Here is a 24,884-nt window from a genome sequence, read left to right as displayed (position 1 = left end):
GACTCTACTTCATGAGAATAATTTAGCAAATGTTTATCAAACAAATTATTAGAAAAGTATTCACTTATCTATTACTTAGCCTTATAAACACCAATTAATTACTAAAATTCTACGAACAGCTAGTAATAACAGATCAAAAATGAACACAGCATAAACAAAAGGAGAATACGCGCACATAAACTGCAGTGCGCGTAGGTTGGGGAAGTACTTATTGCTCGAACTTAGCCTCGAGCCAGGTATCGTTTTGGGTAAAGTGAAGGGTTTTAATCTTGCCTTTACCTTCTACGTTTACCATATTTACTTGAGAAGGCCATAAGTCACGCAGTGCGCCGTTACTCATTTTTATGCCTTCAATCCCTTTTGGGATAGGAGCTTCTTGATACACCCAAAAAAACTTTCCATCAATTTGCGCACCTACTTGGCTAAGCGTTAATGGCTTACCCTTTAAGGTTTGCAGCGCAACATGCGACTCAACATACTCTACAAAACGTTGTTGGTCGGCCTTGTTGCTAATGATATCGGCTTTTCCATTAAATAAATGCGCTACAGCATGCTCAGTATCATGTAAATAAAAGCGATGCATAAGCTCAATATTGTTAGTGCGTTTATTAAAAAGCACCGTAGTAACCGATGACTTTAGTTGATGCGCCATACTTGGCGCAGCAACTAAAAGGCAAACAATAATAAGCAAAAAGCGCATTATTGTTGCTCCTCACCATCTTTTTTCTCGTCTTTTTTAAGCTCAGTTTTAATGTCTTGCATAATATCTCGACTTACTTTCGCTTTACTCTTTTTCTTTTTATACACTTCAATACGTGAAGGAATAATACGACGAGGGTAGTTGTTGTTCTCAACATCTACATCAGCTGTTTCCCAGCGAGGGTCAACGCTTACCGATACCAATGGCTTATTTTTATCTGTAACAATAAGCTTTTGTACATTTTTGTGATTACGGCGCCAAATTTCAGCCGGAATGTAACGCTCTTCGGTTGTGCCATCTTCATAAGTTAGCTCTAATAAAATAGGCATTACCAAGCCACCTAGATTTGAAAACTCCATAACATAGTAGTTTTTATCTTCTTCAAGCGCGCGATCTAGCGTTTTACGCTCCCACGGCTCTAAGCCTTTTAAAAACTTGTTGTACGCGTTACGTTCTTTATTGGTAACAGTAAAGCGGTCGTTTTCGTCGTAAAAGTCGGTAATATCTGGATTTTTTTCAACCCAAGTTTGCTTACCTTCTTCACGGTTGCGCTTAACAAATAGTGATGTTGGTTTGTCTGCTTCTATATCGCGTAAGCGTTTAAAGTCAATATCAGGGTTTTTAGTATCTAAACGTAATTGATACACTTTATCTAACGAGATATCTACATGGTCGGTGCTGTAAAACCAGCCGCGCCAAAACCAATCTAAATCAACACCAGAGGCTTCTTCCATCGTACGGAAAAAATCTGCTGGAGTAGGGCGCTTGTATTTCCAGCGCTGTGCGTACTCTTTAAAAGCAAAGTCGAATAAGTCACGGCCTAAAATAACTTCACGTAAAATATTCAGTGCCGCGGCTGGTTTAGTATAAGCATTAGGCCCTAAACGTAGTACGCTGTCTGACTGAGTCATAATAGGTACTTGGTTTTGCGATTTCATGTAGCTCACAATATCGCGCGGCTCAACACCCCACGGTATAGTTGGGTCCCATTCACGCCCTGCAACGCCATCTAAAAAGCTATTTAAACCTTCGTCCATCCAGGTCCATTGGCGCTCATCAGAGTTTACAATCATAGGGAAGTAAATATGGCCAACTTCATGAATAACCACACCAATTAAAAAGCGTTTTTCAGCTTGAGAATAAGTACGCGAGCCATCATCTTGCAGCTCTGTACGGGGGCCATTAAAAGTGATCATTGGGTATTCCATACCACCTACAGGGCCATTTACCGATTGCGCTACAGGATATGGGTAATCAAATGAATAGCGAGAGTACACTTCCATCGTATGTACTACAGATTCAGTTGAATACTTTTTCCATAAATCGCCACCCTCTTTAGGGTAAAACGACATAGCCATCACTAAAGGTTGTTCATCGCCACCTTGCTGGTAGCCCTTTGCATCCCACATAAATTTACGCGACGACGCCCACGCAAAGTCACGCACATTTTCTGCTTTAAAGTGCCATGTTTTTGTTTTATCGGTACCTTGTTTTTCGTTTTCTAACGCTTCTTCTTCAGTAACAATAAATACAGGGCGTTTTGCTGTTTCAGCTTTTTCTAAGCGGTTACGCTGCGTGCGAGTAAGCACTTTGCTTGCGTTATCTAACTTACCTGTTGCCGATACAATATGATCAGCAGGTACAGTAATTTCTACATCGTAATCACCAAACTCAAGCGTAAACTCACCACGGCCTAAAAACGGCTTGTTTGTCCATGCTTCGTAATCGGTGTAAGCAGCTAAACGCGGAAACCACTGCGCAAGTAAAAATATATCGTTGCCATCTTCTTCAAAGTGCTCGTAACCAGAACGTGCACCTACGGCATCTTCTTCAACAATGTTAAAAGCAAAGTTCATACTAAACTCAGCTTCTTTGCCTGGTTTTAGCGGCTCGTTTAAATCTATACGCATTAGCGTATCAACAACAGTAACGCGCAGTTCATCGCCATTGTCATCTTTTACATTGCTAATTGTATAGCCTAGCTCGTTGTCGCTCATAAATTGCTGACGACGTAGCTCACCTAAACTTAATTTAGCCGGCTTTTGCGCAGGTAAACTATTTAGCGTGCTTTTAAACGTTTTTGTGGTTTCGGCAATTGAGTCGCTTTTAAAAATATTTTGATCTAACTGTAACCACAAATATTTAAGTGTATGCGGCGAGTTATTTTTATACTCAATGCTTTGGCTTGCTGTTAAGCGTCGCTTTTTCTCATCAAGCTTTACATCTATGTCGTAATTAACACGTTGCTGCCAGTATTTTTCGCCTGGCTCACCTGCGGCACTACGATAAACATTTGGGGTAGGAAGCGCTTCGTCTAACTGGCGAAACTTATCAACGAATGAGCCTTTAGTTTGCTCAACGGATGACGCTAACACAGCGCTCGACATTGCCAGAGGCAACACAAACGCGCTTAGCGTAAGAACTGTTTTTTTCATTATGAGTCCTAGTGGAATTTTGTGAGCGTACTTTGACAAAGTTACTATTTTTGTTCAATTAATTAGCGACCAACCGCCCATTAAACACGGTAATATTCACGTTGTTTTAACATGCTTTTTGAATCAGTAAATTAAGCCGCTTTTAAAACTGTAAAGGGGGTTTACACTTCACAGCTAGTTGATCTGTATTAATTAAGGTACAAACGCAGTATTTATAAGGGTTCAGGCCTAATTCATGCCATTAGCTTAGGATTAAATTAAGGTGCAAAAATATGTTGTTTTAATTGAGCTTAAATTTATAGCGTTAGCAGTGTTTACATGGTTTTAATGCGCTCAGGTTCAATGCAAATTAAGCAGCATATTTAAACTAAAGGAGCCCGATATGAAATTTTACATTGTAAAAAAAGATCATCAGCTCGAAGCTATCCCTGCTGATAAAGACTTACTAGAGCGCTACGAATCAAACCAATATTCGTATGTTAATGTGGTGTCGGCATGCAATAAGCAAGATGCACTAAAACGCCTATCTACTGAACAAAAACACAGTAAAAAGTGGTTAATAATTGGCGCAAATATTGCCGTGATCTCACTAATATTAACTATTTATACGATAAATTAAAAATAGTGAAATTTTAGGTTGATATTTAGTGCATTTTATATTTAAAATCGCCCACTTTTTTTATTTGAGCATAATAAAATCGTTACAATTATTCTCAAATATGTACTTATTACCAGTAAGCAATGTGGTGGGTGTATGGATTTTTATATCCTAAAAAAACAACAAGAGCTAATAGCCATTCCAGCAAATCAGCAAAGTTGTAAGCAGTATCTAGACTCAGGTTATTTTTATATTGATAAAGTAGCCGCCTGTAACGAAACGAATGCCATAAAAGCATTGCAAGCAAAGCAAACTAAAAGTTTAAAAATGCCGCTAGGCATGGCTTTGTTAGCGCTTCCTGTCATTATTATTGCTATTTATAGTTTTACCTAAACTAAAGCCCTCCCGAGGCTTGCATCTTTACTTGCCTTGGGTATATTGGCGCTCTTATGGTTTTTTAAGAGCGCGATATGAAAGTTCTCCACACCTCAGATTGGCACCTAGGCCAACAATTTTATGAACATGACCGCCGTGATGAGCACGCTGCATTTTTTACTTGGCTACTTAGCACCCTTGTAGAGCAACACATAGATATACTTTTAGTTGCAGGCGACATTTATCATACAGCCACACCCAGTGCCAGCGCCGAAAACCAACTTTACCAATTTATAAAAGATGCTAAAAAGCGTTGCCCGCAATTGTACGTTGTTATTATTGCCGGTAACCACGACTCAGCAAATCGTATATTAGCGGCGCAGCCCTTACTTGCTCAGTTTGACACCCATGTAGTGGGGCGCTTTGAAGTAACCGACCCAGCCAATACCGTGATTGAAATAAATACGCAAAATAAACGCGCTGTAATCGTCGCTATGCCTTTTTTACGTACCAGCGATATAAGTTCACTTAGTCATACTAAAAACGGCCCTAGTTACGCACAAGGCGTTGAAAAAGCCTATAAGCTTGCACTTGATCACGCCTATAGCATTAACGCGCAAAATTCACCGTTAATTGTAATGGGGCATTTACATGCCAAAGGCGGTGATATTTCAAGTGACTCAGAACGTAATTTAGTGATTGGTGGGGAGGAGTCTATTTCGGCCAATGTATTTGGTAACAAGGCAGACTACGTAGCACTGGGGCATTTACACAAAGCGCAGCAAGTCGCTAAAAAAGACGTTATTCGTTACAGCGGTACGCCTATTCCTATGTCGTTTTCAGAGCGTAACTACACGCACCAAGTTAATGTAATAGAATTTAAAAGTGATGAAAAACAAACTATTAGCACATCTGTAAACCCCCTTTACATTCCACGCTCTGCTGAAGTAATTATTTTACCAAAAGGGGAGTGCGTGCCATTAAGCGACTTATGCGAGCAAATTAAAGCGATCGATACATCACAACATACTATTGCCCCTTATTTACGCGTAAAACTTAAATCAAGTGATACCGACACCACCTTTAGGGAACAAATAGAGCAAGCACTTGAGGGTAAACACGTAAAATTTTGCGGCATTGAGCGGGTACGAGAACAAACCATAACAAGCGATAACAGCGCCGTATTTGAAGATTTAAGCGAAATTGAAATGCTCAACCCATTAAACTTATTAGAACAAGCCTTTGCAAACGACAAAGATATGGCCGGCCAAGCTGTACCAGATGAGCTAAAAACACTGTTAAACGATGTAATAAGTGAGCTGACGGAGCAAGAGCAACTATGAAAATAACCGCAGTTCGTATTCATAACTTAGCCTCAATAGTCGATGCCGAAATCGACTTTACTCAAGCTCCACTAAAAGACGCTGGTTTATTTGCAATAACCGGCGACACAGGCGCAGGTAAAAGCACCTTTTTAGATGCTATTTGTTTAGCGCTTTATACTAAAACAGCGCGCTTAAAAGGCGATAAAGGCAACTTAATTGATTTTAACGGCGACAGCATAAAGCTAAACGATGCGCGTAACTTACTGCGCAGAGGCAAATGGGAAGGCTTTGCTGAAGTTGATTTTGTTGGCCAAGATAAACAATTATACCGCGCACGCTACGTTATTACCCGTACCCACAAAAAGGCAACAGGCAAGTTAAAAGTGGCTGAGCATACATTACTAACCTTGCCCGATGAAACCCTAATAGCCGATAAAAGCCAAACCATAAAAGAAGTAGAAAACAAAATAGGGCTAAGCTTTGATCAGTTTTCGCGTGCGGTATTATTAGCACAGCACGAGTTTGCCGCCTTTTTAAAAGCCACAGGCGATGAACGCGCACAACTTTTAGAATGTTTAACTGGCACCGATAAATTTAGCTTAATAGGTAAACGTATTTTTGAGCGTAATAAAGCGCTAAAAGATCAATATGAATTACTTAATGCAAGCCTTGCAAGCTACACCTTGTTAAGCGATGACGAATTAAGTGCTAAACAAACCCTGCGCGATGAGTTACTTAAAAAAATTGAGCAAACTAAAAAAACGCATGCAGCAACAGAGCAAAACTTAAATTGGTATAAGCAAGCAGCTAGCTTATCGCAGGCACTAGAACACGCAATAAAGCAGCAACAACACGCGCAACAACAGCTTGATGCAATAGCAAAGCAAAGTGAGCAAGCTAAACAAGCACAAAGCGCCCTTGAAATAAAAGACAACCGCAAACGTCATGATTACTTAACGGCGCAAAACAAAGCACTTAGTACGCAAATAAGCGATTTAAAAGCGATTGACCATGCTGCGCTTATAAAAGAGCAGGCCGCAACACTTACAACAAAGCAAAGCGAGTTAAAAACAGCGCAAGAGCAAAAGCAAACGGCAGAGCCAATTATTGCAAAAGCCCGCGAGCTCGACAGCCAACTTGCTATACACGCACAAACTATTACAAGCCTAACTCAGCAAAGCGAAAAAGAGCAGCAGCAACTTAGCGAATTACAAACGCAGTACACGCAAAGCCAACATGCACTTGATGCGGCAAACAAACTCAGCACTGGGCATCAAACGTGGCTAAACGAGCACACGCAGCTTAAACCATTGGCTAATGATTGGAATTATTACCAACATAGCTTTAATACGTATTTAAGTGCCAATGAGCAAATAAAGGCAACCGCTTCGCAAAACCAACAGCTGTTAGAAGAGCAAACTAAACAAGCGGCGCTGTTAGCTGAGCAAACTAAAAAAGTAGAGCTGCAAGAGCAACAACTTGCGCATCAACAAAAAGATCTTAACCAACTAAGTGAGCAACAACGCCAATTTAATATTGAGCAATGCGATAGCAAACTTAAAAATATTGAATATTTAAAAGATCAGCGTTTGCGCTACCAACAGTTTAATCACGAAATAAAACACAGCACACAACAACAAGCTGCGGTTGCGGCCAAGCTTGTACACAGTGAGCAAACGCAAACAACATTGCAACAAAGCTTAGCCTCGTGCGAGCAAGCACTTAAACACAGTGAATACGCATTAAACCAAGCTCGCCTGCGTGCCAGCGAAAACGTAGAGCATTTACGCACGCAGCTTACCCCTAACGAGCCATGTGTAGTGTGCGGGGCAAAAGAGCACCCGTATGCAAGCAGCCAAAACCCGCAATTAAATAACCTAATAGCCGATTTTGAAACAAGTTATAACCAAGCTAAGCAGCAACACGATAGCGCCCAAGCTAAGCTGCACCAGCACCAAACTCAACATGCTGTACTTGTCACTGAGCACGCCCAATACAGCCAAGCCATACAGAGCGCACAGGCAAAGCAGCTAGAAATTAAAACAACAATGCAAGGGGCACGTACAGAGCTTAACGACTTAACAGCACAGCAGCTTGATGAAACATACGCCCAGCTCAGCAGTCAAAAGTCGCACTATTTTGAATCGCAAAAACAGCAAACAGCCCTGCAAGAAAAAGTAAATCAGCTAATAAGTAACTTAAAAACCGAGCAACATACACAGCAGCAATTGCATAATCAGCATGTTGAATTAACCAATAAGCTTGGCCAAATAAGCACTAAACATGCAGAGCTAAATACGCAAGTTAACGAGCTTACCAGCACCCTTAATGCACAGTTTGAGCACAGTGACTTTTGGCAGCAATTGCAAAACAACACGCTTAATATGAGCGATTTAAGCCAGCAGGTTGAGCAGTACCAGCAAACACAGGTTCAGCTTGAACAAAGTCAAAAACAAATAGACAGCGCTAATCAGCAATTACAGCAACTCACACCGCTAATTGCTAAAAGTGAGCAAGCGCTTAAGGTTTTAAAAGACGATTTAACCAAAGCGCAACAACTGCAAAACACCACACGCACAGAGCGCCTTGCTTTATTTAACAACGAGCCACTAAGTGCCGATGATTACCAAGCAAAACTTAATGCGCAGCTTGAGCAGTGCCAAAAGGCGTTACATACAAGCCAACAAGCCTACGACAGCGCAATTAAAAAACGCGATGAGCACGCTATAACCCTCAAAAATATTGAGCAGCGCTTGGCAGAGCAAATTCAAGAGCAAAGTACACTTGAAGAACGCTACAATGCCTGGTTTAGCGACTTTAAAGCGCAATATAGCGAGGTAAATCACGAACAGATCGCTATTTTACTAACTCTCACTAGTGAGCAAATAAAAGAGCAATTAATGCAGTTTGAGCAGCGTTTAGCAGCACTTACAGACGCAAATGCAGCGCTTAAGCAACAGCAAAAGGCGCAAACAGATCACCAAAATACTAACAAGCCCGAAAAAAGCGAAAGCCAATTAGCAGAGCAAGAAACGACCTTAGCCAATGAGCAAACTGAGCTACAAAATAGTTTGCTTGGCACTAATACCGCGCTTGAGCAAAACAATCAAAACGCCACAGCACTTAAAGGCAAACACGCTGAACTTGCTACCCTTAAAAAGCAGGTAGAGCAGTGGCACGTGCTTAATAAAGTATTAGGGGATGCAACCGGTAAAACCATGCGTAATTTAGCGCAAACACAAACCCTTAAAATATTGCTGCATTATGCTAACAGCCATTTAAAAACCCTCAATAAACGCTACGAGCTCACTGCCATTGCGCAATCGCTCGATATAGCCATTATTGACCGCGATATGGCCGACGAACAACGCTCTGTTAATACGCTCTCTGGTGGTGAATCTTTTTTAGTATCACTAGCACTGGCATTAGGGCTTGCATCGCTTTCTTCAAACAAAGTGCAAATCAACTCTTTGTTTATTGACGAAGGGTTTGGTACGTTAGATAGCGAAACACTCAGCGTTGCTATGGACGCACTCGACTCATTACAAGCACAAGGCCGTAAAGTAGGGGTTATATCGCATGTGAGTGAAATGAGTGAACGCGTAGCCACGCAAGTACATGTAAGTAAAAAAAGTGGTGGATACTCCACTGTTGAAGTCTTATAAAGGAGTTAAAAAATGCCAACATTCACAGGCGAGCAAGCAACGCATTACAACGACCGCATTACCCGTTTAGTCCCTGGTTATGAGCTATTGCACCAACTTACTAATGCTCAACTTAAAGCAACCCTTAAAGATAACGCACATATTTTAGTCGTGGGCGCAGGCACAGGCAAAGAAATACTCGCCCTTGCCGCGCTTAACCCTACTTGGCAATTTACCGCACAAGATACCTCTAGTGATATGCTCGCAATTGCTAAACACGCGTTTGAAGAGCACGGCATAGCAAAGCGCGTTAATGTTATTGAAGGCGAGCTTGATAAGCTATCTACTAAGGCCGATGCGGCGCTATGCCTACTCGTAATGCACTTTTTAAAAGACGACGGCAGCAAAAAGCAGCTATTAAAAAATATTAAAGCTAATTTAAATAAAGGCGCAAACTTATTTATTAGCGATTTAATGAAACCCGAAACCGACTTTGAGCGCGAAGCACAAATTACTGTGTGTGCCGATTTGGGCTTAAGTGATGCAGGGCAAGCCTACACAGCTCAAAACTTAGACAGTGAATTTTACCCACTTGATAGAATGCGCTTTAGCGAGTTACTTAATGAATGCAAATACGGTATTCCTAAGCTTTATTTTAAAGCGCTTGGTTTTAGCGGATACGTTGTTTAACTTATCTTGAAGGATGCGGCCTGCACCATTTAACCGTATGTTTATGGCGCGGTATGGTTTTACATTCTTTATTAGAATCGGCACCTGGCTCGCTAACATATTGCGAGCTTGGTGCTACACTGGCACAGCCTGCGGCCAATAATATCGCAAATACGGGTATTAATTTTTTCATTTCATCACCTATTAAAATCTGTATTTAAGCGCTTTGCAGTTACTGTTAATGCAGAGCGCTTATTTGTTTAATTTGCCACGTCACTCACCAATATGGCGGGTAGTTATGCATCTACAAAAATAACTTCGCCAGTAATAAAGCCATCAACCGAGCGCTCAAACGCTTTACCTACAAGCTTGCTTGGTACGGGTTGAAAACCTGGCATCATTTCGCCATATACGTCCCACGCTTCTTCAAGCACAGTAGGGTTAACCACATTAATACGCGTGCCACGTGGCATTTCTAGTGATACGCATTTTGCAAACGTATCTATTGCGCCGCTTGTTGTTGCATCGGCAATCGCAAAAGGAATCGGTTTAACGTTTAAAATACCGCTAATGAGCGTAAATGAGCCGCCATCAGCAATGTACTTTTGACCAATACGTACAAGGTTAATTTGCCCCATCATTTTGCTCATAATGGTCGTCATCCACTGCTCTTCGCTCATATCAGCAAAGGTTTCGTATTCGCATAAACCCACTGTATTAACTACCGCATCAAAGTGGCCTACTTTTTCGTACAAAGCGGTAATTGACGCTTCACTCGTAATATCAACAATATGATCTACATCGCCCGAGCGACCCGCCGTAATTACTTTATGCTTAGATAAACCGGTCAATGCCGCTTGACCCATTTTGCCCAGTGCACCGATTAAAATTACTGTTTTCATTGTTTGCTCCAATTATCCAATTTAGTGTGTAGGGGCATAGTAAGGGGGTAGCTCGACAATTAGAAACAACCACTTCATGTAAGTGATACAAAAATAAATGGTAATGTGATACGTTAATAATGCTAAAACAACAAAGGCATTGGCATGAGTAAGTTAGACAGGCTAGATATAAAGCAGCTGCGTATTTTCCAGGCGCTCATTCGCGAAAAAAACGCATCAAAAGCGGCGAGTAAATTAGGCTTAACCCAACAAGCTGTGAGTGAGCAACTCAAAAAGCTGCGTGATGTATTTAACGACCACCTGTTTTTAAGAAAAACCACCGGCTTTGTGCCAACGCCTTATGCAGAAGAGTTATCGGTAGATATAGACAAGCTGCTAAACGATTTTCAGGCATTATTAGCGCCTAAAATATTTGATCCAAAAATAGTTGATGGTGCGTTTGTAATAGCCGCTACCGACTACGCACAGCAAGTTGTTTTACCAGCGCTTGTAAAAGAGTTAAGAGAGCAAGCGCCTAATTTAAAATTAATAATAAGAGACTTTGAACTCGACAGCCTGCACGATTTAATGGAAAACGGTAAAGTTGATTTAGCCATTGCCTTCCCCGACTACATACCAAGTACTTACCCCATTATTAAGTTATTTGAAGAGCAACATATTTGCGTTACTTCAGCTAACTCATCAATAGCAGGTACAAAACCAACCCTTGCACAAATAGCCAGTTACCCAAGCATTATAGCCTCGCCTTCGCGCCCAAATTTTAAAGGCTCTATTGACGATTGGTTTAAAAGCTTTGATTTAACGCGCAATGTAGTTGTATCGGCACCGTGTTTTTCAATTGTGCCTATGTACCTAGAAACCACCGACTCCATCGCGTTTTTACCCTCACGCGCGGTAAGCTCAGAACTGGTAAAAATAGAGCTACAGCAGCTGCCAGCTCCGTTTGATGTAATAGCGGCGTGGCATCCACGCTACAATAAAAACCCACTGCATAAATGGGTAGTGTCAAAGTTAGTGGTTGAGTAATTTGGATATATTAATTCTGATCAAACGCTTAAGACAAGCTCATCCTAAAACGTAGGTCGGTTAAGCGAAGCGCCACCCGATGCGCTAATATCCACATCACCTAACATGTTGCTGTGCCCGCAAACTCAAGAAATCTCACCAAGTGCTTTCATCGCGGCCTGCGCTTTATCGGTTTGTACAAAAATATGATCGTGATAAAACGCAGCTACTACGTTAGCGCTTATATTATGCTCGGTTAATTTGGCCGATACCGCAGCGGTTAACCCAACAGCCTCAAGGCTTGAATGCACATTAAGGGTAATTAAATTATATTTAGCTTCATACGTAATACCGGCTTTATTGGCTGTATCTGCATTTAAAATAAGGGTTAGGCCTTCTTCTTCAACGTAACTGGCAAGCGGGTTTAAATAAACGTAGTCAGCAAGGTTGCCTGCTAAACAGCAAAATATATATTCACCTTGTTTAAGCTCAGGGTTCATTGATTTTAATAACGTATTTAGCTCTAAAATTCCCGCCATGTTGAGTCCTTACATTTTTAATTAGATGTTTTAAGCTTGGCAACTAGCTCGCTTAATCGGGCTATTTTAATATTACTTAACTGCCGGTAATCAAAGTACGGGCACACGATAATGTTATTCGTTGTATCAATTGCAAACTCATCGTCTAACCAATTAAATTGCGCATTAAGCTTACCTTGCTGTAATAAGTTTTTAGCATGGGTTCGCCCAGCAATAATATGCAGTTGATTTTTATTTGCGCCGTTAATAATGGGCGCACTAAATAACAGCGCTGTTTTACTGTTTTTTTGCAGTAAAAATGTATCGCGATACGCTTGCCAGCTAGCGGCTTGTTTAGCAAAGCTGTAATGCTCACTCGGTAGCGCAAACAACACTTTAGCGTATACGTTAAACACTTTACGCCAGCCATTCCCGCAGTGCTGGTTTATGGTATTTATTTGCTCGTTTATTACAGGCTCAACACTGTGTAGGGTTGCAAAGTAGGGCATAGGCGGCGCTTTTGCCACATAAACGCCTACGCTAAAGGCTTGCTCACCTAAGCCAATTAGTTGCTCACTCACACTAGCTCGCCTTTTTCTGCGCTAAAATACGGTCGAGGTTATTAGCAAAGTTTTGGCGGTCGGTTTGGCTAAGCGGTGGTGGCCCGCCACTCATTTCTACGCCGCTTGAGCGCATGGTATCCATAAAGTCGCGCACGTTTAATAACGAGCGAATATTCTCTGGCGTGTAAAGCTCACCGCGTGGGTTAAGTGCTTGGCCACCGTTATCTATAACTTCACTGGCTAGCGGTATGTCGCCAGTAATAACTAAATCGCCTTTTTCTACACGCTTTACTATTTCGTCATCGGCCACATCAAACCCGCTCGAAACCTGTACGCGGCTTATAAATTTTGAAGGCGGAATGCGCATTGCATGGTTAGCTACTAAAATGGTTGGTGTTTGCGTGCGCTCTGCGGCTCTAAAAAGTATTTCTTTTATTACCACAGGGCATGCGTCGGCATCTACCCATATTTTCATGCTTAAATCTTTTAATTGCTCTAGTATTTAGCTGATCCTATAGCAATTTATTTTAATCGGCTAGCAAACTTTATTGGCTTAGAGCCGTACAAACAACATCACTTTTAAAAAGGAGCTTTCATGAAGGCCATTACGACTATTTTACTCATTACAGGGTTATTTTTACTCACCGCCTGCACAAGCGCACCTGAGGGCATTACTCCGGTTAAAAACTTTGACCTTGAGCAATACAAAGGTAAGTGGTACGAAATTGCCCGCCTTGATCACTCATTCGAAGATGGTATGGAGCAAGTAACCGCGACTTACACCGTAAATGACGATGGCACAGTAAAAGTGCTCAACAAAGGTTTTATAACTAAAGAGCAAAAGTGGGATGAAGCACAGGGCTTAGCTAAATTTGTAGAAGGGACTGACACAGGCCATTTTAAAGTCTCGTTTTTTGGCCCATTTTATGGTGCTTACGTTATTTTTGAATTAGACCAAGACGACTACCAATATGCGTTTATTACAAGTTATAACCGCGACTTTTTATGGTTTTTATCGCGTACACCTACCGTTAGTCACGAGCTTAAACAACATTTTATAGCTAAAGCAAACAAACTAGGCTTTGCTACAGAGCAAGTTATTTGGGTTAAACAGTAGGTTATTTAGCTATGTAAAGGGGCTTTACAGTTGTTGAGCAAATGATTGTTACAGCTGTAATAAAACGATCATCTCACTGTAAGGTAAGTTAAATATGTTAGGGCTATATTAGCTGCACTTGCAACGAGACATGCAAGTGTTGGACATACTGAATATCCCCCTATTGTTGGCAAGCTTTATAGCTTGCCATTTTTTTGTCTAAAATTAATGGCTTTCTTTGGATCAGGTTTTTACTAACTAAAGTGAATTTACTGCCAGTAATAGCCCTGATAAGCCAATCAGTAACATATTTAAAAAGCTAAATGGCTTAATTAACTTTTCTATAAAATTATAAAAAATCGTTATAATTAATACACTTAGACCCATAAAGCCACAAAACAGTAAAGCACCGTATCCCTGCTGCGTAACCACGCAGAACAATAAACTTAGTAAAATACTGATCCAGGCAACTATTAGTAGCAAATTACTTTGCAGCTTAGAGGGACGCGTTGTAAACACCGTTTTAAAATGCGCTGGTTTTGCCAAAGCAAAACCATTAAAAGCAAACAAACAGAGGCTAAAGCTAAGTAAATCAATCATGCTTTTTGCCTCTTTTTATTATCGGCTAGGTTATTAGCTGTTTTTTTAGATGCGCTAGAAGCAGTACGTAATTTTTCGGTTTGTACTAAAAACAGTATGCTAAACAGTAAAAATACCGCATCGAAAATAAACAAGGCCCATTGTTTATTAAGTAAGTAGCTCACTATATTGCCCTGTGTGGTGAGCGCATTTATTGCCGGTACACTCAAACACGCGAGGGCATTTATGGCTGCCATTACACGCCATTGCAGCCTATCGCGCTTTAAAAGTGCCATAACGGCAACCACTAACCATGCTAAAAAGAACGCTGTAACTTCTTTTTCACCACGCCCTGCTACGGTCGGGCTAAGTAATCTATTGGCAATAAAAAAGGCGCAGGTAGCCAGTGGTAAACCCATAATGGTGGCAAGGTTTAAACCTTCGACTAACTGTAAGCCAAATGAGGCTTTACCCTTATTACGCTCGCGTATGCGTTTAGCCCACATTATGCAGCCAGAGCCAATCATTACGCAGCCTGCAATTCCGCCAAGTACGTATAACCAGCGCAGTAAAGGCGTAGCAAAGCGCCCTGTATGCATAGAGTTAAGTGATTCATAAAGTGCTTTACTACTGCTAAGTTCGTCATCAGTTTGTGCAACTAACTCGCCGGTAGCACCACTAAACAAAAGCCGCGGAGATTGATCGCGAAGCGCCTTTGCAGGGCTTACCAATACCGTTACTGTTGAAGCGGCCATATTCGGTTTACTAACCTGAACACGCGTAATATCTGCACTAGGCCACTTGGTATAAACTTGATCCAAAATAGTGTTTATAGGGAGCAATTCTGCACTGCCTTGGGCGTTATTAGTCACGTTATTGCTAGGTGTTACATCGTTAAAAAAGCCACGCATACCCTTGTCGTACGTCGTTAACGCAGGGTAGGGGAACAACATAAATATAAGCGTAATAATGCCTGTGTAGGTAATCATTAAATGAAACGGTAGGGCAAGTACCGAGCTTAAATTATGTGCATCTAACCAGCTACGAGTCCCTTTATTGCGCCTAAAGGTAAACATATCTTTAAATATGCGCTTATGAATAACCACGCCCGAAATTATTGCCAGCAGCATAAAAAAGCTGGCAAAACACACTACCCAGCGACCTGTTATGGCATCTAAATAATAAAGCTGATAATGCAACCGGTAAAAAAAGTTACCACCTTTACTTTCAACAAAAGGAGGCAGCGCTTTCATGGTGTTTGGGTTTAATTGGGTATTTACAAACTGGCTGCGGCGCTGCCCTGGCTCTTTAGGTTTTGCATAGCCATATACCAAATACGGTATTCGCTCTTCGGGCAAGGTAATACGCCAACTAGGGGAATTTTCAGCGTGCTGATTTAAATAATCAAAGCCCTTAATAATTTGCTGCCTTTGCGCGGCCACTCTGTCGGTTTGGGCTTGCACATTGTGTATAGCCGGCTGATTCCACAGATTTATTTCGTCTCTAAAAAAGCTCGCTGTGCCTGCAAAAAATATTACGTAAATAATCCAACAGGTAAGTAAGCCCACCCAGGTATGTAGCCAGGTCATCGACCTAAAAAAACTGTCTTTCATAGCCAACCCTTCAGTAATGCCAATATAGCAACAAAAAAACCTGTACTTAGTAAAATACTGATCCAAACAGTTTTTAACGACTTAACCGAAAACGCATAAATAAACACTGCGGCGTAAATTAAAATACTGATAGACACACACAGTAATACGGCATCTTGCTTAGGAATGGGCAGCAGTACACTTAATAATGAAATACACGCTGAGGTAAACGCATAACCACCCACTATGGCAATAATAAAACGCAAAAATACTAACACTCTATAGCTTTGGGCCACCTTTAGAAGCGCAGCTAGGTTAGTTTTTGTAAAAGGTGCTATGTGCAGAGGTGCCTGCATAGTTAACAAATCCCTTATTCAAATACGAGAATAAAAATAAGGCGTTATTATAAAGCTTACAAATACAAAAGATAGCGATTCTCATTTGTATATTCTAGTTAATTTAACATTAGTGCCTAGCATGTTAGTAAAATACTGATCTCTGCTGTTTTAGGGTTATTGCTTAGCTAATTACGAAGGTTTACAGTGGTCAATACTGGCAAGCCAAAGAGTAAATTTAAAATGAGCAACCACGAAAAACTAAATTATGTAGAGTTTCCCGCGTGCGATTTAACAGCCACAAAAAGCTTTTTTACTAACGTGTTTAACTGGCAATTTACCGACTACGGCCCAGAGTATACGGCGTTTAGCGGCCAAGGGCTTGATGGTGGCTTTTTTAATGCACCGCTTAAATCACTTACTCAACATGGGGCCGCACTGCTGGTGTTTTACAGTAACGACATTAACGCAACCTATAAAAAAGTAGCGCAATATGGCGGCAAAATAGTAAAACCTATTTTTGAGTTCCCCGGTGGCTGCCGCTTTCATTTTACCGAGCCCAGTGGTAACGAATTTGCCGTATGGTCAGAAAACAATAAACATATCAAATAATTAGCTGTTATTTTTAGGTGAGATCACGATTTTACCAACTAATAACTAATTTGAGTAAAATAAACCGATTTTTTACCAACTCATTAGGTCTAAATGGCCATTTAGAACAAAATTTAAGCATTTAAGGCCAGATTTATATGGATCCGATCAATTTAATTGAGCAAGTTAGTAAATGCGTGATCTGTGAACCTCATTTACCGTTAGGTGCTCGCCCCGTTATACAATTTAATGCCAATGCGCGTATTTTAATTGCCGGCCAAGCACCGGGCATAAAAGTACACGAAACTGGCAAGCCTTTTAACGACGCAAGCGGAAACCGCCTACGCGAGTGGCTTGGGCTAAGTGTTGATGAGTTTTATGATCCGCAAAAAATAGCTATTTTACCTATGGGATTTTGTTACCCTGGTAAAGGTAAGTCGGGCGACTTACCCCCGCGTAAAGAATGTGCACCCGCTTGGAGAGCGCAATTACTGGCCGCTCTGCCAAATTTAGAGCTTACAATCGTGCTCGGTAAATACGCGCAGGCTTATCATTTACCGCATACTAAAAACAGGCCCTTAACCGAGTTAGTAAAATCGTGGCGTGAATATTGGCCGGAGCATTTGGTGCTACCACACCCAAGCCCACGCAATAATATTTGGCTTAAAAAGAACCCATGGTTTGCACAAGATGTACTGCCAGAACTTGCTGAGCGCGTTGCTGCAATATTAAATGAAGAACCACAATGAACAGCTATAAATCAAACGGTTATATGCTTGTAAAGGGGCTTTACAGCACCAAAGAGCTAAATAAAATTAAGCCAATAATTAATGCATTTCATACACAGTGGAAGGCTAATAACCGTGAGCTTTATAAATCCCGTGCCATTAATAGTTCAGGCATAACAAATAGTGAGTATTTAACGGCGCAGCAAAACGAAGCCTTATTTAGTTTAATAGCTGATAACAAATTAATTAAGCGTGTAAAACAGGCGATTAGTGAGCCACTGTTTTTAAATACCCAGTTATTTTTTAATCCCGTTAATGTTACACAAAAAAATTATTGGCATCGCGATATGCAATACCATTTAAATGTGCAAGAGCAACAAGCTGCGTTAAACGGGCCCGACGTAGTGCACTGCCGGTTAGCCCTTGAAGACGAACCAGGCATAGAGCTTGTGCCCCACTCGCATAAAAATTGGGATACACCAGAGGAGCTAAATGTACGTTTTGCAAAAAATAATAAGCTGCCAAGCGATAACCTAACTACAGGCAAAGTTATTAAACTTAATGCGGGAGACTTACTGTTGTTTTCAGCCAATATGATTCACCGTGGCTTATACGGCAAAAACCGTTTAGCACTGGATATTATTTTTTGCGAAAATGCACCACAGCTTACTGCCTTTATCAATGCAGCAAACACCCCAAGCTCGGCAATCGCAAATAAAACTGCTAATCCGCAAGTATTTTTTAACCCACTTTAAACCCGCTATAACCCCATTTAGCACAACACTTTTTCGCTTAACTATAAATATTACTAATAGTGTTGAATAAATAAACATCACTGTTATTTATTTTAAGACTCGTCAGTATGAAATAGACGCAAAATTATCCAATAAAAATAACCTCTATAATGGAGTTGCAGCTATGACAACTGAACACACACAGTCACACACACGTTTAAAACCTGCTTTTTTAAAGCAAAAAGCACTTACTTTATTTACGCTCAGCGCATTAAGCGTGGGTATGGCACAAGCTGGCGAGCAAAAAGTAAATAACAGCGAGCTTGAAACCATTACCGTCACCTCGCAAAAGCGGGTGCAATCGCTACAAGATATTCCTACCTCTATTCAAGCGCTTTCTGGCGACTACCTCGAGCAAAACAGTGTTGACGATTTACTCGCCCTAAGCGAAAACCTACCTAACGTGCATATAACCGAAACCTCAAGCAGCAAACGTATTTTTGTACGCGGCATAGGCTCGGGTACTAACTCAGGCTTTGAGCAATCGGTTGCTATGTATAAAGATGGCGTGTATTTAGGGCGCGGGCATCAGGCTAAATTTCCATTTTTAGATATGCAGCGCCTTGAACTTATAAAAGGTCCGCAGTCGGTTATGTTTGGTAAAAACGCCACAGCAGGAGCCTTTAGTATGATCTCAAATTCGCCAACCGATGTACTTGAAGGCAACGTATCGGTAGAGTTTGGCTCTGACAACGAAAAGCGCTTTACCGGCGTTATAAATATTCCTGTTAGCGATGATTTAGCCATACGTATTGCCGCGTTTGATCATTCTGTTGATGGCTTTTTATATAACCAAGCGCGCCAAAGTGATGAGCAATCTAACGACTCATCAGGTGCACGTTTATCTATAGATTGGCAAATAAACGATGATATAAACGCATTGTTTAAATGGGAACACGGTGAGTTTGAATCGCATGGCTCGCGCTACCAATACATTATTGATACTCCCAACCGAGATTTACAAATAGCAAATGACCCTACTAACCCAGGCAATGTAGGGTATCGTTCACTTTTATTAAGCGACAACTCGGGCCTTGATTACACAAGTTCGGTATCGGGCGATGGTCACCCAGGTGGGCTTAATGAGCAAAGTAAAACCACGCTTGATAACGCATCACTTAAATTAACCTATAACTATGGCGAATACGAATTTACCTCTGTAACCACGTATAGCGAGTACGATTGGGACTCAACCTTTGACGCCGACTTTTCAGAAATCCCGCTTATAAAACAAGACTACTTAGAAACCTATAACCAGTTTACGCAAGAGTTTAGAGTAAGCTCGCCAACAGGGCGCACGCTTGAATACGTAGCGGGCATTTTTTACATGAGCAGCGAGCTTGAACACCCAAACGATATTTTATTTGGTGCATCGTTACTTATTCCTGATTTAGTGGGTACATCATTGGGCGTAAATGCGCTGTTTGATCAAGACCAACAAAGCTACTCAGCATTTACCGCCCTTACTTGGAATGTAAACGCGCAATGGCGCGCTAATTTTGGCCTGCGTTATCAAAAAGAAGAAAAAGAAGTAAGCAGCGTACAAAGTGTGTATAGCGTATTTGAGCCAAACACACCGCAAGCCGTACAACAATTTGCTAATGCCGCTGCGCCCACTATTGCAGGGCAGCTTTCGGGCGCGGGGGTACATAACCTTAACGCTAAGCGTGATGAATCGCACTTATCACCCAATATTAGTGTGCAATATTTAGGGTTTAACAACACCATGTTATTTGCAAGCGCTGGCATAGGCTACAAAGCCGGTGGTTTTGATGGCTCTGGCTTAAATGGCTCACAAGGTAACACGGTTGATGAAAACTCAGGCTTTGAGTTTGACGACGAAAAAGCCACAAACTTTGAATTTGGCATAAAAGCCGAGCCAATTAAAAATACTCTACAAGTAAACGCTACACTGTTTTACACCCTGTACGATGACCTACAAGTATCTGAATTTAATGGTAATGCATTTGTAGTTAAAAATGCCGCCGAAACCAAAGTAAAAGGGATTGAGCTCGATTCGCGCTGGGCAATAAATCAAAGTTGGCAGCTATCGGCAAACCTTGCGGTGCTTGATTTTGAATACGAACAATACGCCAGTGCATCGCCAACGGTTATGCAAAGCGAGCTACTTGGCCAAGCGTTTCAAGATTTAACCGGGCAAACTGGCGCGTTTGCTCCCAATTACTCAGGCAATATAGCGATTGATTACAACACCGAGGTATTTTCTAATTTAACTTTAAGTAGCAATTTAGCGCTTAACTTTAGTGACGATTACTTTTTAGAGCAAGATCTTGACCCAATAGCCAAGCAAAGTGCTTTTGAAAAGCTAAATTTACGCATAGAGCTAGCTAGCAGTGAAGGAGATTGGTCGGTGGCGTTATTGGCTAAAAATTTAACCGATAAACACACTTTTTCGCAGGCCAACGATGTGCCAGTAATTAGCTACGCACACCGTTTTTTATCAGAGCGTGGGCGCAGTTATCACGCACAATTTAATTACCGCTTTTAAGTTTGTCAGCAGGGATAAGTTGCTGGGCTAAACCTAGCAGCTTTTCTCGCATCCAACTATTTACTAAATCGTCATCGGCTTGTTCGTGCCAATACATGTGCACGGGCATTAACGGCACATCAAACGGCAAGCTAGTTACATGCACAGGCATTTGCTCTTTTAATACCTGCGCGTACGCGTTTGGCATGGTCATTATCATGTCGCTTTGGCTAATCACTTTAGTCGCCGCAAAATAATGTTCACATTTAAGCACTACATTACGGGCAAGTGCATGCTTTGCCAGCGCCATATCAATGATATCTACCTGCGCGCCTTTTAACGACACCAACGCGTGCGATGCCTTTGCGTAATTTTGTACGGTTAAGTCATTTAATATTGGGTGATCGTGCCTACAAATTAGCGAAAAATGCTCATTACAAATAAAGGTGTTTTTTATGTGGTTACTCGTTGGGGTAAGTACATCAATAACTATATCGAGCTCTTGGTTTTCGAGTGATTTTTCCATATCAACATGCGACACCTGTCGGCTGTTAATCGTGATATTGGGGGTGTTTGTGAGTAGGTCGCTCATTAGTGGCGGAAAAAATATCGATTCTAAAATATCTCTAAAGCCAAATTTAATTTCGCGCTTAAAGGCGGCTATATCAAAAAGCCGTTCGTTATTTAAGGTTGACTCTAATACCTGCACCGACTCAATAACTTGCGCTATTATTTTTTGGCAAAAAGGTGAGGGCACCATACGCCGACCGTGGCGAATAAATAATGGGTCGTCAAACTTTTCTCTAAGGCGAGAAAGCGCATGGCTAACAGCAGGTTGCGTTAAATGCAGTTTATCCGCTGCAGTGGTAATACTGCCCTCTTGATATACCGTTTTAAGTATTACAAACAGGTTTAAATCTATCTTTCCATGCATAGTATTTATGTTTAACCATTAATTAACATCACTTCTATTTATCTTAAGCGAGACTAAACTAAAGTCAACAGAGTTTAATTTAGGATTATTATGAGCAATACACTAGAGCAGCAAGCCGCAAAAATGACCATAGGCAGCGACAAATTTAAACTTATTATGCCGCCTAAATTTAGCACCCTAAACGAGCAACGCAGCTACGAAAAACAACGCCTAGCCGCAGGCTTTAGAGTATTTGCCATGTACGGTTTTGATGAAGGACTTGCTGGGCACATAACACTTCGCGACTGCATAGAGCCCGATACATTTTGGGTAAACCCTGTAGGTATGCATTTTGCGCATATTAAAGCGTCAGATCTTATTCGGGTTGATCATAAAGGTAATATTATTGAAGGCAGCACACCGATTAATAATGCCGCGTTTGCTATTCATTCACGCATACATATGGCGCGACCCGACGTAAACGCAGTAGCCCATGCCCATACACGTTATGGCCGTGCGTTTTCGGCATTAGGAGAGTTACTTAAACCAATTTCGCAAGATGCCTGCGTATTTTATGAAAACCACAGTGTATTTGATGTATTTAGCGGCGTAGTGGCCGACAGTGAAGAGGGCGATATGATAGCTAAGTCACTGGCTGATCACTGCGCTGTTATTTTGCAAAACCATGGTTTACTTACCGTTGGTTCGTCGGTTGATGCCGCAGTTGCCAATTTTGTATTGCTAGATAGCTGCTGCCAAAGCCAATTATTAGCGCAAGCCGCAGGCGAGCCTAAGCTTATTTCTCACGATGTTGCGCTACACACTAAACAAGCCAATGGCTCAGAGCTAGTTACATGGGGGAACTTTCAGCCCATGTATCAGGTTGTTGCCGCAAAAGATAACAGCTTTTTAGATTAAAACACTGGCAATAGCTTAATTTTGATAGACTAAAATTTGCGCGGTAATGGCCCACACACCCAAAGCCGCGTTTAAATACTATGCACTCACACGCAAACACACACATTATAAAGATACGTTGAGGGTTTTATGAATATAACAACAATTAAAAACCACGCCGATGTTGGCAATTTAAACCTTGCTGAAATATCACCAGAGCAACTTCCTCGCTCTACTTATCATGCCATTTTACAATCGGCAAAAAACTTTGGTGATGCAACCGCTATTGAATACATTTTAGATGGCGACTGCATTAGCGAAGCGCAAATTCCGTTTGCAAAAAGGCTTATTCATCGCATTTTAATGACCTTTAAAGGTAAAAGCTTTGCTAATCCGCACCGTAAAATGAGTTACAACGCGCTCGCAAAAAACGTAACAGGGCTTGGCAATGCATTGCACTCGTTGGGTATTACAAAAACCGAGGTTACCTCGCTGGTATTACCTAACTTCCCTGAAACCTATGTATCGCTTTGGGCAGCAGAGGCCGCAGGCATTGCAAACCCCATAAACCCCTTGCTTGATGAGTCCATAATGAAAGAAATTATGATCTCAGCCAATACCAAAGTAATCATTGCCCTAGGCCCAGTCCCTGGTAGCGATATTTGGCAAAAAGTAATGGCAATTAAAGAGCATATACCCGGCCTAAAAGCGGTTATTAGCTTATTTGGTGACGACATAGCGTGCTCGCAAAATAATAAAGTACCCGTGTATGGGTTTAAAAAGTTACTCGCGGCGCAAAGTACGCAAGCAGCTAATTTTACTTTGCCTGAGCAAAGCGATGTGTGCGCGTATTTTCATACGGGTGGTACCACCGGCCTACCAAAACTTGCCAAGCACTTGCACTTAAACCAGCTCACCAATGCAGGGCAGGTTAATTTACTTTCGCCAGTAAACGCAGGCGATACCATGCTAGTAGGTTTGCCCATATTTCATGTAAATGCGGCGGTAGCCACAGGCATAGCCTCGGTTATGAAAGGCTGTAAAATTTTACTCGCAAGCCCTTCTGGCTTTAGAGGTAAAAACATCATTCAAAACTTACTCACCCTAATTAATAATTACGATGTAGCCGTTATGACCGCCGTACCTACTGTTTACGCGGCTATGGTTGAGCAAATTACCTCGCAAAAAATATCGGTGCCACCGCTTAAAATGAAGTTTGCTATTTGTGGGGCCGCGCCGCTTTCATCAGATTTACAAGCCCTGTTTACTAAACTCACAAACACCCCACTGGTAGAGGGTTATGGCTCAACTGAGGGCAGCTCGGTAAGTACGTTAATGCCTGTAAACCCAATTAATAAAGAGGCTTCTGTAGGGCTGCCAATACCTGGTATTACGCTTAAAATTGCCGATATAAACGAGCAAGGCACGCTTGTTAAAATGTGCGATACACTCGATGTTGGCGAAATAATAATAACCGGTAATAACGTATTTCCCGGTTACGTAGAAGATGCGCATAACCAAGGCGCATGGGTAGTTGATGAAAACGGCCAACAGTATTTTAGAACCGGCGATTTAGGAAAAATAGATGAGAGCGGGTATGTATCTTTATGTGGTAGACAAAAAGAGCTAATAATACGTGGCGGGCACAATATAGACCCCAAAATGATAGAAGATGCCGCAACCAGCCACCCCGATGTAACACTTGCAGCCGCCGTGCCACGCCCCGACTGCTACGCAGGCGAAGTGCCGGTACTTTACGTAACGCTTAGCCCACATAGCACGCTTAAACTTGATGATCTCACCGCGTATGTTAGCGCCAACATACCTGAGCGAGCAGCAATACCAAAATCTATTTATATAATTGATGAAATACCGCTTACTGCCGTAGGTAAAATTTATAAGCCCGAATTGGTTTGCCTAGAAATAAAACAAACCATTACAGAGGCTCTAAGCGAGCAATTAATCAACAAAACCGTGCAAATAAATGTGTTTGCTGATAAAAAGTTAGGCATAAAAGCCACAATTTTAGTTAATGAAGATGAGATAAACGCGCTGAAACAACAGATAAAGACGCTGCTAACCCCGTACTCATTTAACTACGAAGTGCTGGCATTAAAAACAACAGAGGCCGCCTAAT

The 24,884-nt window shown here is 41.5% G+C and carries 24 protein-coding genes; 13 read left to right on the top strand and 11 right to left on the bottom strand.

From position 1 onward, the window contains the following. Positions 1-208: 208 nt before the first annotated feature. Entirely contained in the window at positions 209-700 is a 492-nt protein-coding gene (locus OIZ54_RS05995) for a DUF6702 family protein (RefSeq protein WP_004588263.1), read from the bottom strand. Next, positions 700-3,135 carry a M1 family metallopeptidase gene (locus OIZ54_RS05990; protein WP_024032997.1) on the bottom strand — a complete coding sequence of 812 codons (2,436 nt, stop codon included), beginning with the start codon at positions 3,133-3,135 and terminating at the stop codon, positions 700-702. Before OIZ54_RS05990 ends, OIZ54_RS05995 begins: the two co-directional genes overlap by 1 nt. Positions 3,136-3,517: 382 nt before the next feature. Between OIZ54_RS05990 and OIZ54_RS05985 the strand changes: the two genes are divergently transcribed. The 5 genes from OIZ54_RS05985 (at position 3,518) to OIZ54_RS05965 (ending at position 9,767) form a co-directional block, all read left to right on the top strand. Next, a complete protein-coding gene (locus OIZ54_RS05985) occupies positions 3,518-3,754 on the top strand; it encodes a hypothetical protein (protein ID WP_004588265.1) in 237 nt (78 codons plus the stop codon). A 135-nt stretch (positions 3,755-3,889) separates the two neighbouring features. Continuing rightward, positions 3,890-4,126 carry a hypothetical protein gene (locus OIZ54_RS05980; protein ID WP_004588266.1) on the top strand — a complete coding sequence of 79 codons (237 nt, stop codon included), beginning with the start codon at positions 3,890-3,892 and terminating at the stop codon, positions 4,124-4,126. A gap of 77 nt (positions 4,127-4,203) precedes the next feature. Continuing rightward, the gene (locus OIZ54_RS05975) at positions 4,204-5,451 is read left to right on the top strand and encodes an exonuclease SbcCD subunit D (RefSeq protein WP_264389972.1); all 1,248 of its coding nucleotides are present in this window, start codon (positions 4,204-4,206) and stop codon (positions 5,449-5,451) included. Then, positions 5,448-9,098, top strand: coding sequence for an SbcC/MukB-like Walker B domain-containing protein (locus OIZ54_RS05970; RefSeq protein WP_264389971.1), 3,651 nt, complete (start codon positions 5,448-5,450; stop codon positions 9,096-9,098). The genes OIZ54_RS05975 and OIZ54_RS05970 overlap by 4 nt, the downstream gene beginning before the upstream one ends. A 12-nt stretch (positions 9,099-9,110) precedes the next feature. Then, positions 9,111-9,767: a class I SAM-dependent methyltransferase gene (locus OIZ54_RS05965; protein WP_248444229.1), complete on the top strand. Its 657-nt coding sequence runs from the start codon at positions 9,111-9,113 to the stop codon at positions 9,765-9,767. Between the two features lies 1 nt (position 9,768). Here OIZ54_RS05965 and OIZ54_RS05960 read toward each other — a convergent pair whose 3' ends face one another. Together OIZ54_RS05960 and OIZ54_RS05955 are read right to left on the bottom strand one after the other, a co-directional pair. Beyond that, positions 9,769-9,939: a hypothetical protein gene (locus OIZ54_RS05960; RefSeq protein ID WP_157683944.1), complete on the bottom strand. Its 171-nt coding sequence runs from the start codon at positions 9,937-9,939 to the stop codon at positions 9,769-9,771. Between the two features lie 103 nt (positions 9,940-10,042). Next, positions 10,043-10,648 (bottom strand): short chain dehydrogenase, encoded by a 606-nt coding sequence (locus OIZ54_RS05955; protein ID WP_121638618.1) that lies wholly within the window; start codon positions 10,646-10,648, stop codon positions 10,043-10,045. A gap of 144 nt (positions 10,649-10,792) precedes the next feature. On the opposite strand from OIZ54_RS05955, the gene OIZ54_RS05950 reads away from it, so the two are divergent. Then, on the top strand, positions 10,793-11,674 hold the full coding sequence (locus OIZ54_RS05950) for a LysR family transcriptional regulator (RefSeq protein ID WP_264389970.1): 882 nt from the start codon (positions 10,793-10,795) through the stop codon (positions 11,672-11,674). A gap of 125 nt (positions 11,675-11,799) precedes the next feature. Here OIZ54_RS05950 and OIZ54_RS05945 read toward each other — a convergent pair whose 3' ends face one another. The 3 genes from OIZ54_RS05945 to OIZ54_RS05935 are packed head-to-tail and all read right to left on the bottom strand — an operon-like array spanning position 11,800 to position 13,209. After that, entirely contained in the window at positions 11,800-12,192 is a 393-nt protein-coding gene (locus tag OIZ54_RS05945) for an ACT domain-containing protein (protein ID WP_264389969.1), read from the bottom strand. 17 nt (positions 12,193-12,209) lie between these two features. Then, the gene (locus OIZ54_RS05940) at positions 12,210-12,752 is read right to left on the bottom strand and encodes a DUF6942 family protein (protein WP_248462105.1); all 543 of its coding nucleotides are present in this window, start codon (positions 12,750-12,752) and stop codon (positions 12,210-12,212) included. A gap of 1 nt (position 12,753) precedes the next feature. Continuing rightward, positions 12,754-13,209, bottom strand: a complete 456-nt coding sequence (locus OIZ54_RS05935; RefSeq protein ID WP_004588273.1) for a YaiI/YqxD family protein — start codon at positions 13,207-13,209, stop codon at positions 12,754-12,756. Between the two features lie 120 nt (positions 13,210-13,329). Here OIZ54_RS05935 and OIZ54_RS05930 point away from each other — a divergent pair, with 120 nt between their 5' ends. Beyond that, entirely contained in the window at positions 13,330-13,851 is a 522-nt protein-coding gene (locus OIZ54_RS05930; RefSeq protein WP_154945627.1) for a lipocalin family protein, read from the top strand. A gap of 237 nt (positions 13,852-14,088) precedes the next feature. Here OIZ54_RS05930 and OIZ54_RS05925 read toward each other — a convergent pair whose 3' ends face one another. From OIZ54_RS05925 to OIZ54_RS05915, 3 genes are read right to left on the bottom strand one after another with little or no spacing between them, the layout of a single operon-like run. Beyond that, positions 14,089-14,430 carry a DUF3325 domain-containing protein gene (locus tag OIZ54_RS05925; RefSeq protein ID WP_055254328.1) on the bottom strand — a complete coding sequence of 114 codons (342 nt, stop codon included), beginning with the start codon at positions 14,428-14,430 and terminating at the stop codon, positions 14,089-14,091. Beyond that, positions 14,427-16,022: a PepSY-associated TM helix domain-containing protein gene (locus OIZ54_RS05920; RefSeq protein WP_154945628.1), complete on the bottom strand. Its 1,596-nt coding sequence runs from the start codon at positions 16,020-16,022 to the stop codon at positions 14,427-14,429. Before OIZ54_RS05920 ends, OIZ54_RS05925 begins: the two co-directional genes overlap by 4 nt. Beyond that, on the bottom strand, positions 16,019-16,357 hold the full coding sequence (locus tag OIZ54_RS05915; protein WP_154945629.1) for a hypothetical protein: 339 nt from the start codon (positions 16,355-16,357) through the stop codon (positions 16,019-16,021). The genes OIZ54_RS05920 and OIZ54_RS05915 overlap by 4 nt, the downstream gene beginning before the upstream one ends. 222 nt (positions 16,358-16,579) lie before the next feature. Between OIZ54_RS05915 and OIZ54_RS05910 the strand changes: the two genes are divergently transcribed. The 4 genes from OIZ54_RS05910 to OIZ54_RS05895 all read left to right on the top strand — a co-directional run bounded on the left by OIZ54_RS05910 (position 16,580) and on the right by OIZ54_RS05895 (position 20,958). Beyond that, positions 16,580-16,948 (top strand): VOC family protein, encoded by a 369-nt coding sequence (locus tag OIZ54_RS05910; protein WP_154945630.1) that lies wholly within the window; start codon positions 16,580-16,582, stop codon positions 16,946-16,948. A gap of 137 nt (positions 16,949-17,085) precedes the next feature. Beyond that, positions 17,086-17,676 (top strand): uracil-DNA glycosylase family protein, encoded by a 591-nt coding sequence (locus tag OIZ54_RS05905; protein ID WP_054982047.1) that lies wholly within the window; start codon positions 17,086-17,088, stop codon positions 17,674-17,676. Then, positions 17,673-18,410, top strand: coding sequence for a phytanoyl-CoA dioxygenase family protein (locus OIZ54_RS05900; protein ID WP_154945631.1), 738 nt, complete (start codon positions 17,673-17,675; stop codon positions 18,408-18,410). Before OIZ54_RS05905 ends, OIZ54_RS05900 begins: the two co-directional genes overlap by 4 nt. Positions 18,411-18,573: 163 nt before the next feature. Next, the gene (locus tag OIZ54_RS05895; protein ID WP_154945632.1) at positions 18,574-20,958 is read left to right on the top strand and encodes a TonB-dependent receptor; all 2,385 of its coding nucleotides are present in this window, start codon (positions 18,574-18,576) and stop codon (positions 20,956-20,958) included. Here OIZ54_RS05895 and OIZ54_RS05890 read toward each other — a convergent pair. Further along, a complete protein-coding gene (locus tag OIZ54_RS05890; RefSeq protein ID WP_024033009.1) occupies positions 20,942-21,871 on the bottom strand; it encodes a LysR family transcriptional regulator in 930 nt (309 codons plus the stop codon). The genes OIZ54_RS05895 and OIZ54_RS05890 overlap by 17 nt on opposite strands. A 90-nt stretch (positions 21,872-21,961) precedes the next feature. On the opposite strand from OIZ54_RS05890, the gene OIZ54_RS05885 reads away from it, so the two are divergent. Both OIZ54_RS05885 and OIZ54_RS05880 read left to right on the top strand, forming a co-directional pair. Further along, positions 21,962-22,768, top strand: a complete 807-nt coding sequence (locus OIZ54_RS05885; RefSeq protein WP_154945633.1) for a class II aldolase/adducin family protein — start codon at positions 21,962-21,964, stop codon at positions 22,766-22,768. A gap of 129 nt (positions 22,769-22,897) precedes the next feature. Then, positions 22,898-24,883 (top strand): AMP-binding protein, encoded by a 1,986-nt coding sequence (locus tag OIZ54_RS05880; RefSeq protein WP_154945634.1) that lies wholly within the window; start codon positions 22,898-22,900, stop codon positions 24,881-24,883. Position 24,884: the final 1 nt, after the last annotated feature.

The organism is Pseudoalteromonas sp. A3, assembly GCF_025942345.1.
Taxonomy (GTDB): Bacteria; Pseudomonadota; Gammaproteobacteria; order Enterobacterales; family Alteromonadaceae; genus Pseudoalteromonas; species Pseudoalteromonas atlantica.
This window is presented reverse-complemented; position numbering and strand designations above follow the sequence as displayed.

Bases quoted from the DNA above. Each gene is read 5' to 3' on its own strand.
- OIZ54_RS05995 (WP_004588263.1), bottom strand. From the start codon at position 700: ATGCGCTTTTTGCTTATTATTGTTTGCCTTTTAGTTGCTGCGCCAAGT.
- OIZ54_RS05990 (WP_024032997.1), bottom strand. From the start codon at position 3,135: ATGAAAAAAACAGTTCTTACGCTAAGCGCGTTTGTGTTGCCTCTGGCA.
- OIZ54_RS05985 (WP_004588265.1), top strand. From the start codon at position 3,518: ATGAAATTTTACATTGTAAAAAAAGATCATCAGCTCGAAGCTATCCCT.
- OIZ54_RS05980 (WP_004588266.1), top strand. From the start codon at position 3,890: ATGGATTTTTATATCCTAAAAAAACAACAAGAGCTAATAGCCATTCCA.
- OIZ54_RS05975 (WP_264389972.1), top strand. From the start codon at position 4,204: ATGAAAGTTCTCCACACCTCAGATTGGCACCTAGGCCAACAATTTTAT.
- OIZ54_RS05970 (WP_264389971.1), top strand. From the start codon at position 5,448: ATGAAAATAACCGCAGTTCGTATTCATAACTTAGCCTCAATAGTCGAT.
- OIZ54_RS05965 (WP_248444229.1), top strand. From the start codon at position 9,111: ATGCCAACATTCACAGGCGAGCAAGCAACGCATTACAACGACCGCATT.
- OIZ54_RS05960 (WP_157683944.1), bottom strand. From the start codon at position 9,939: ATGAAAAAATTAATACCCGTATTTGCGATATTATTGGCCGCAGGCTGT.
- OIZ54_RS05955 (WP_121638618.1), bottom strand. From the start codon at position 10,648: ATGAAAACAGTAATTTTAATCGGTGCACTGGGCAAAATGGGTCAAGCG.
- OIZ54_RS05950 (WP_264389970.1), top strand. From the start codon at position 10,793: ATGAGTAAGTTAGACAGGCTAGATATAAAGCAGCTGCGTATTTTCCAG.
- OIZ54_RS05945 (WP_264389969.1), bottom strand. From the start codon at position 12,192: ATGGCGGGAATTTTAGAGCTAAATACGTTATTAAAATCAATGAACCCT.
- OIZ54_RS05935 (WP_004588273.1), bottom strand. From the start codon at position 13,209: ATGAAAATATGGGTAGATGCCGACGCATGCCCTGTGGTAATAAAAGAA.
- OIZ54_RS05930 (WP_154945627.1), top strand. From the start codon at position 13,330: ATGAAGGCCATTACGACTATTTTACTCATTACAGGGTTATTTTTACTC.
- OIZ54_RS05925 (WP_055254328.1), bottom strand. From the start codon at position 14,430: ATGATTGATTTACTTAGCTTTAGCCTCTGTTTGTTTGCTTTTAATGGT.
- OIZ54_RS05920 (WP_154945628.1), bottom strand. From the start codon at position 16,022: ATGAAAGACAGTTTTTTTAGGTCGATGACCTGGCTACATACCTGGGTG.
- OIZ54_RS05915 (WP_154945629.1), bottom strand. From the start codon at position 16,357: ATGCAGGCACCTCTGCACATAGCACCTTTTACAAAAACTAACCTAGCT.
- OIZ54_RS05910 (WP_154945630.1), top strand. From the start codon at position 16,580: ATGAGCAACCACGAAAAACTAAATTATGTAGAGTTTCCCGCGTGCGAT.
- OIZ54_RS05905 (WP_054982047.1), top strand. From the start codon at position 17,086: ATGGATCCGATCAATTTAATTGAGCAAGTTAGTAAATGCGTGATCTGT.
- OIZ54_RS05900 (WP_154945631.1), top strand. From the start codon at position 17,673: ATGAACAGCTATAAATCAAACGGTTATATGCTTGTAAAGGGGCTTTAC.
- OIZ54_RS05895 (WP_154945632.1), top strand. From the start codon at position 18,574: ATGACAACTGAACACACACAGTCACACACACGTTTAAAACCTGCTTTT.
- OIZ54_RS05890 (WP_024033009.1), bottom strand. From the start codon at position 21,871: ATGCATGGAAAGATAGATTTAAACCTGTTTGTAATACTTAAAACGGTA.
- OIZ54_RS05885 (WP_154945633.1), top strand. From the start codon at position 21,962: ATGAGCAATACACTAGAGCAGCAAGCCGCAAAAATGACCATAGGCAGC.
- OIZ54_RS05880 (WP_154945634.1), top strand. From the start codon at position 22,898: ATGAATATAACAACAATTAAAAACCACGCCGATGTTGGCAATTTAAAC.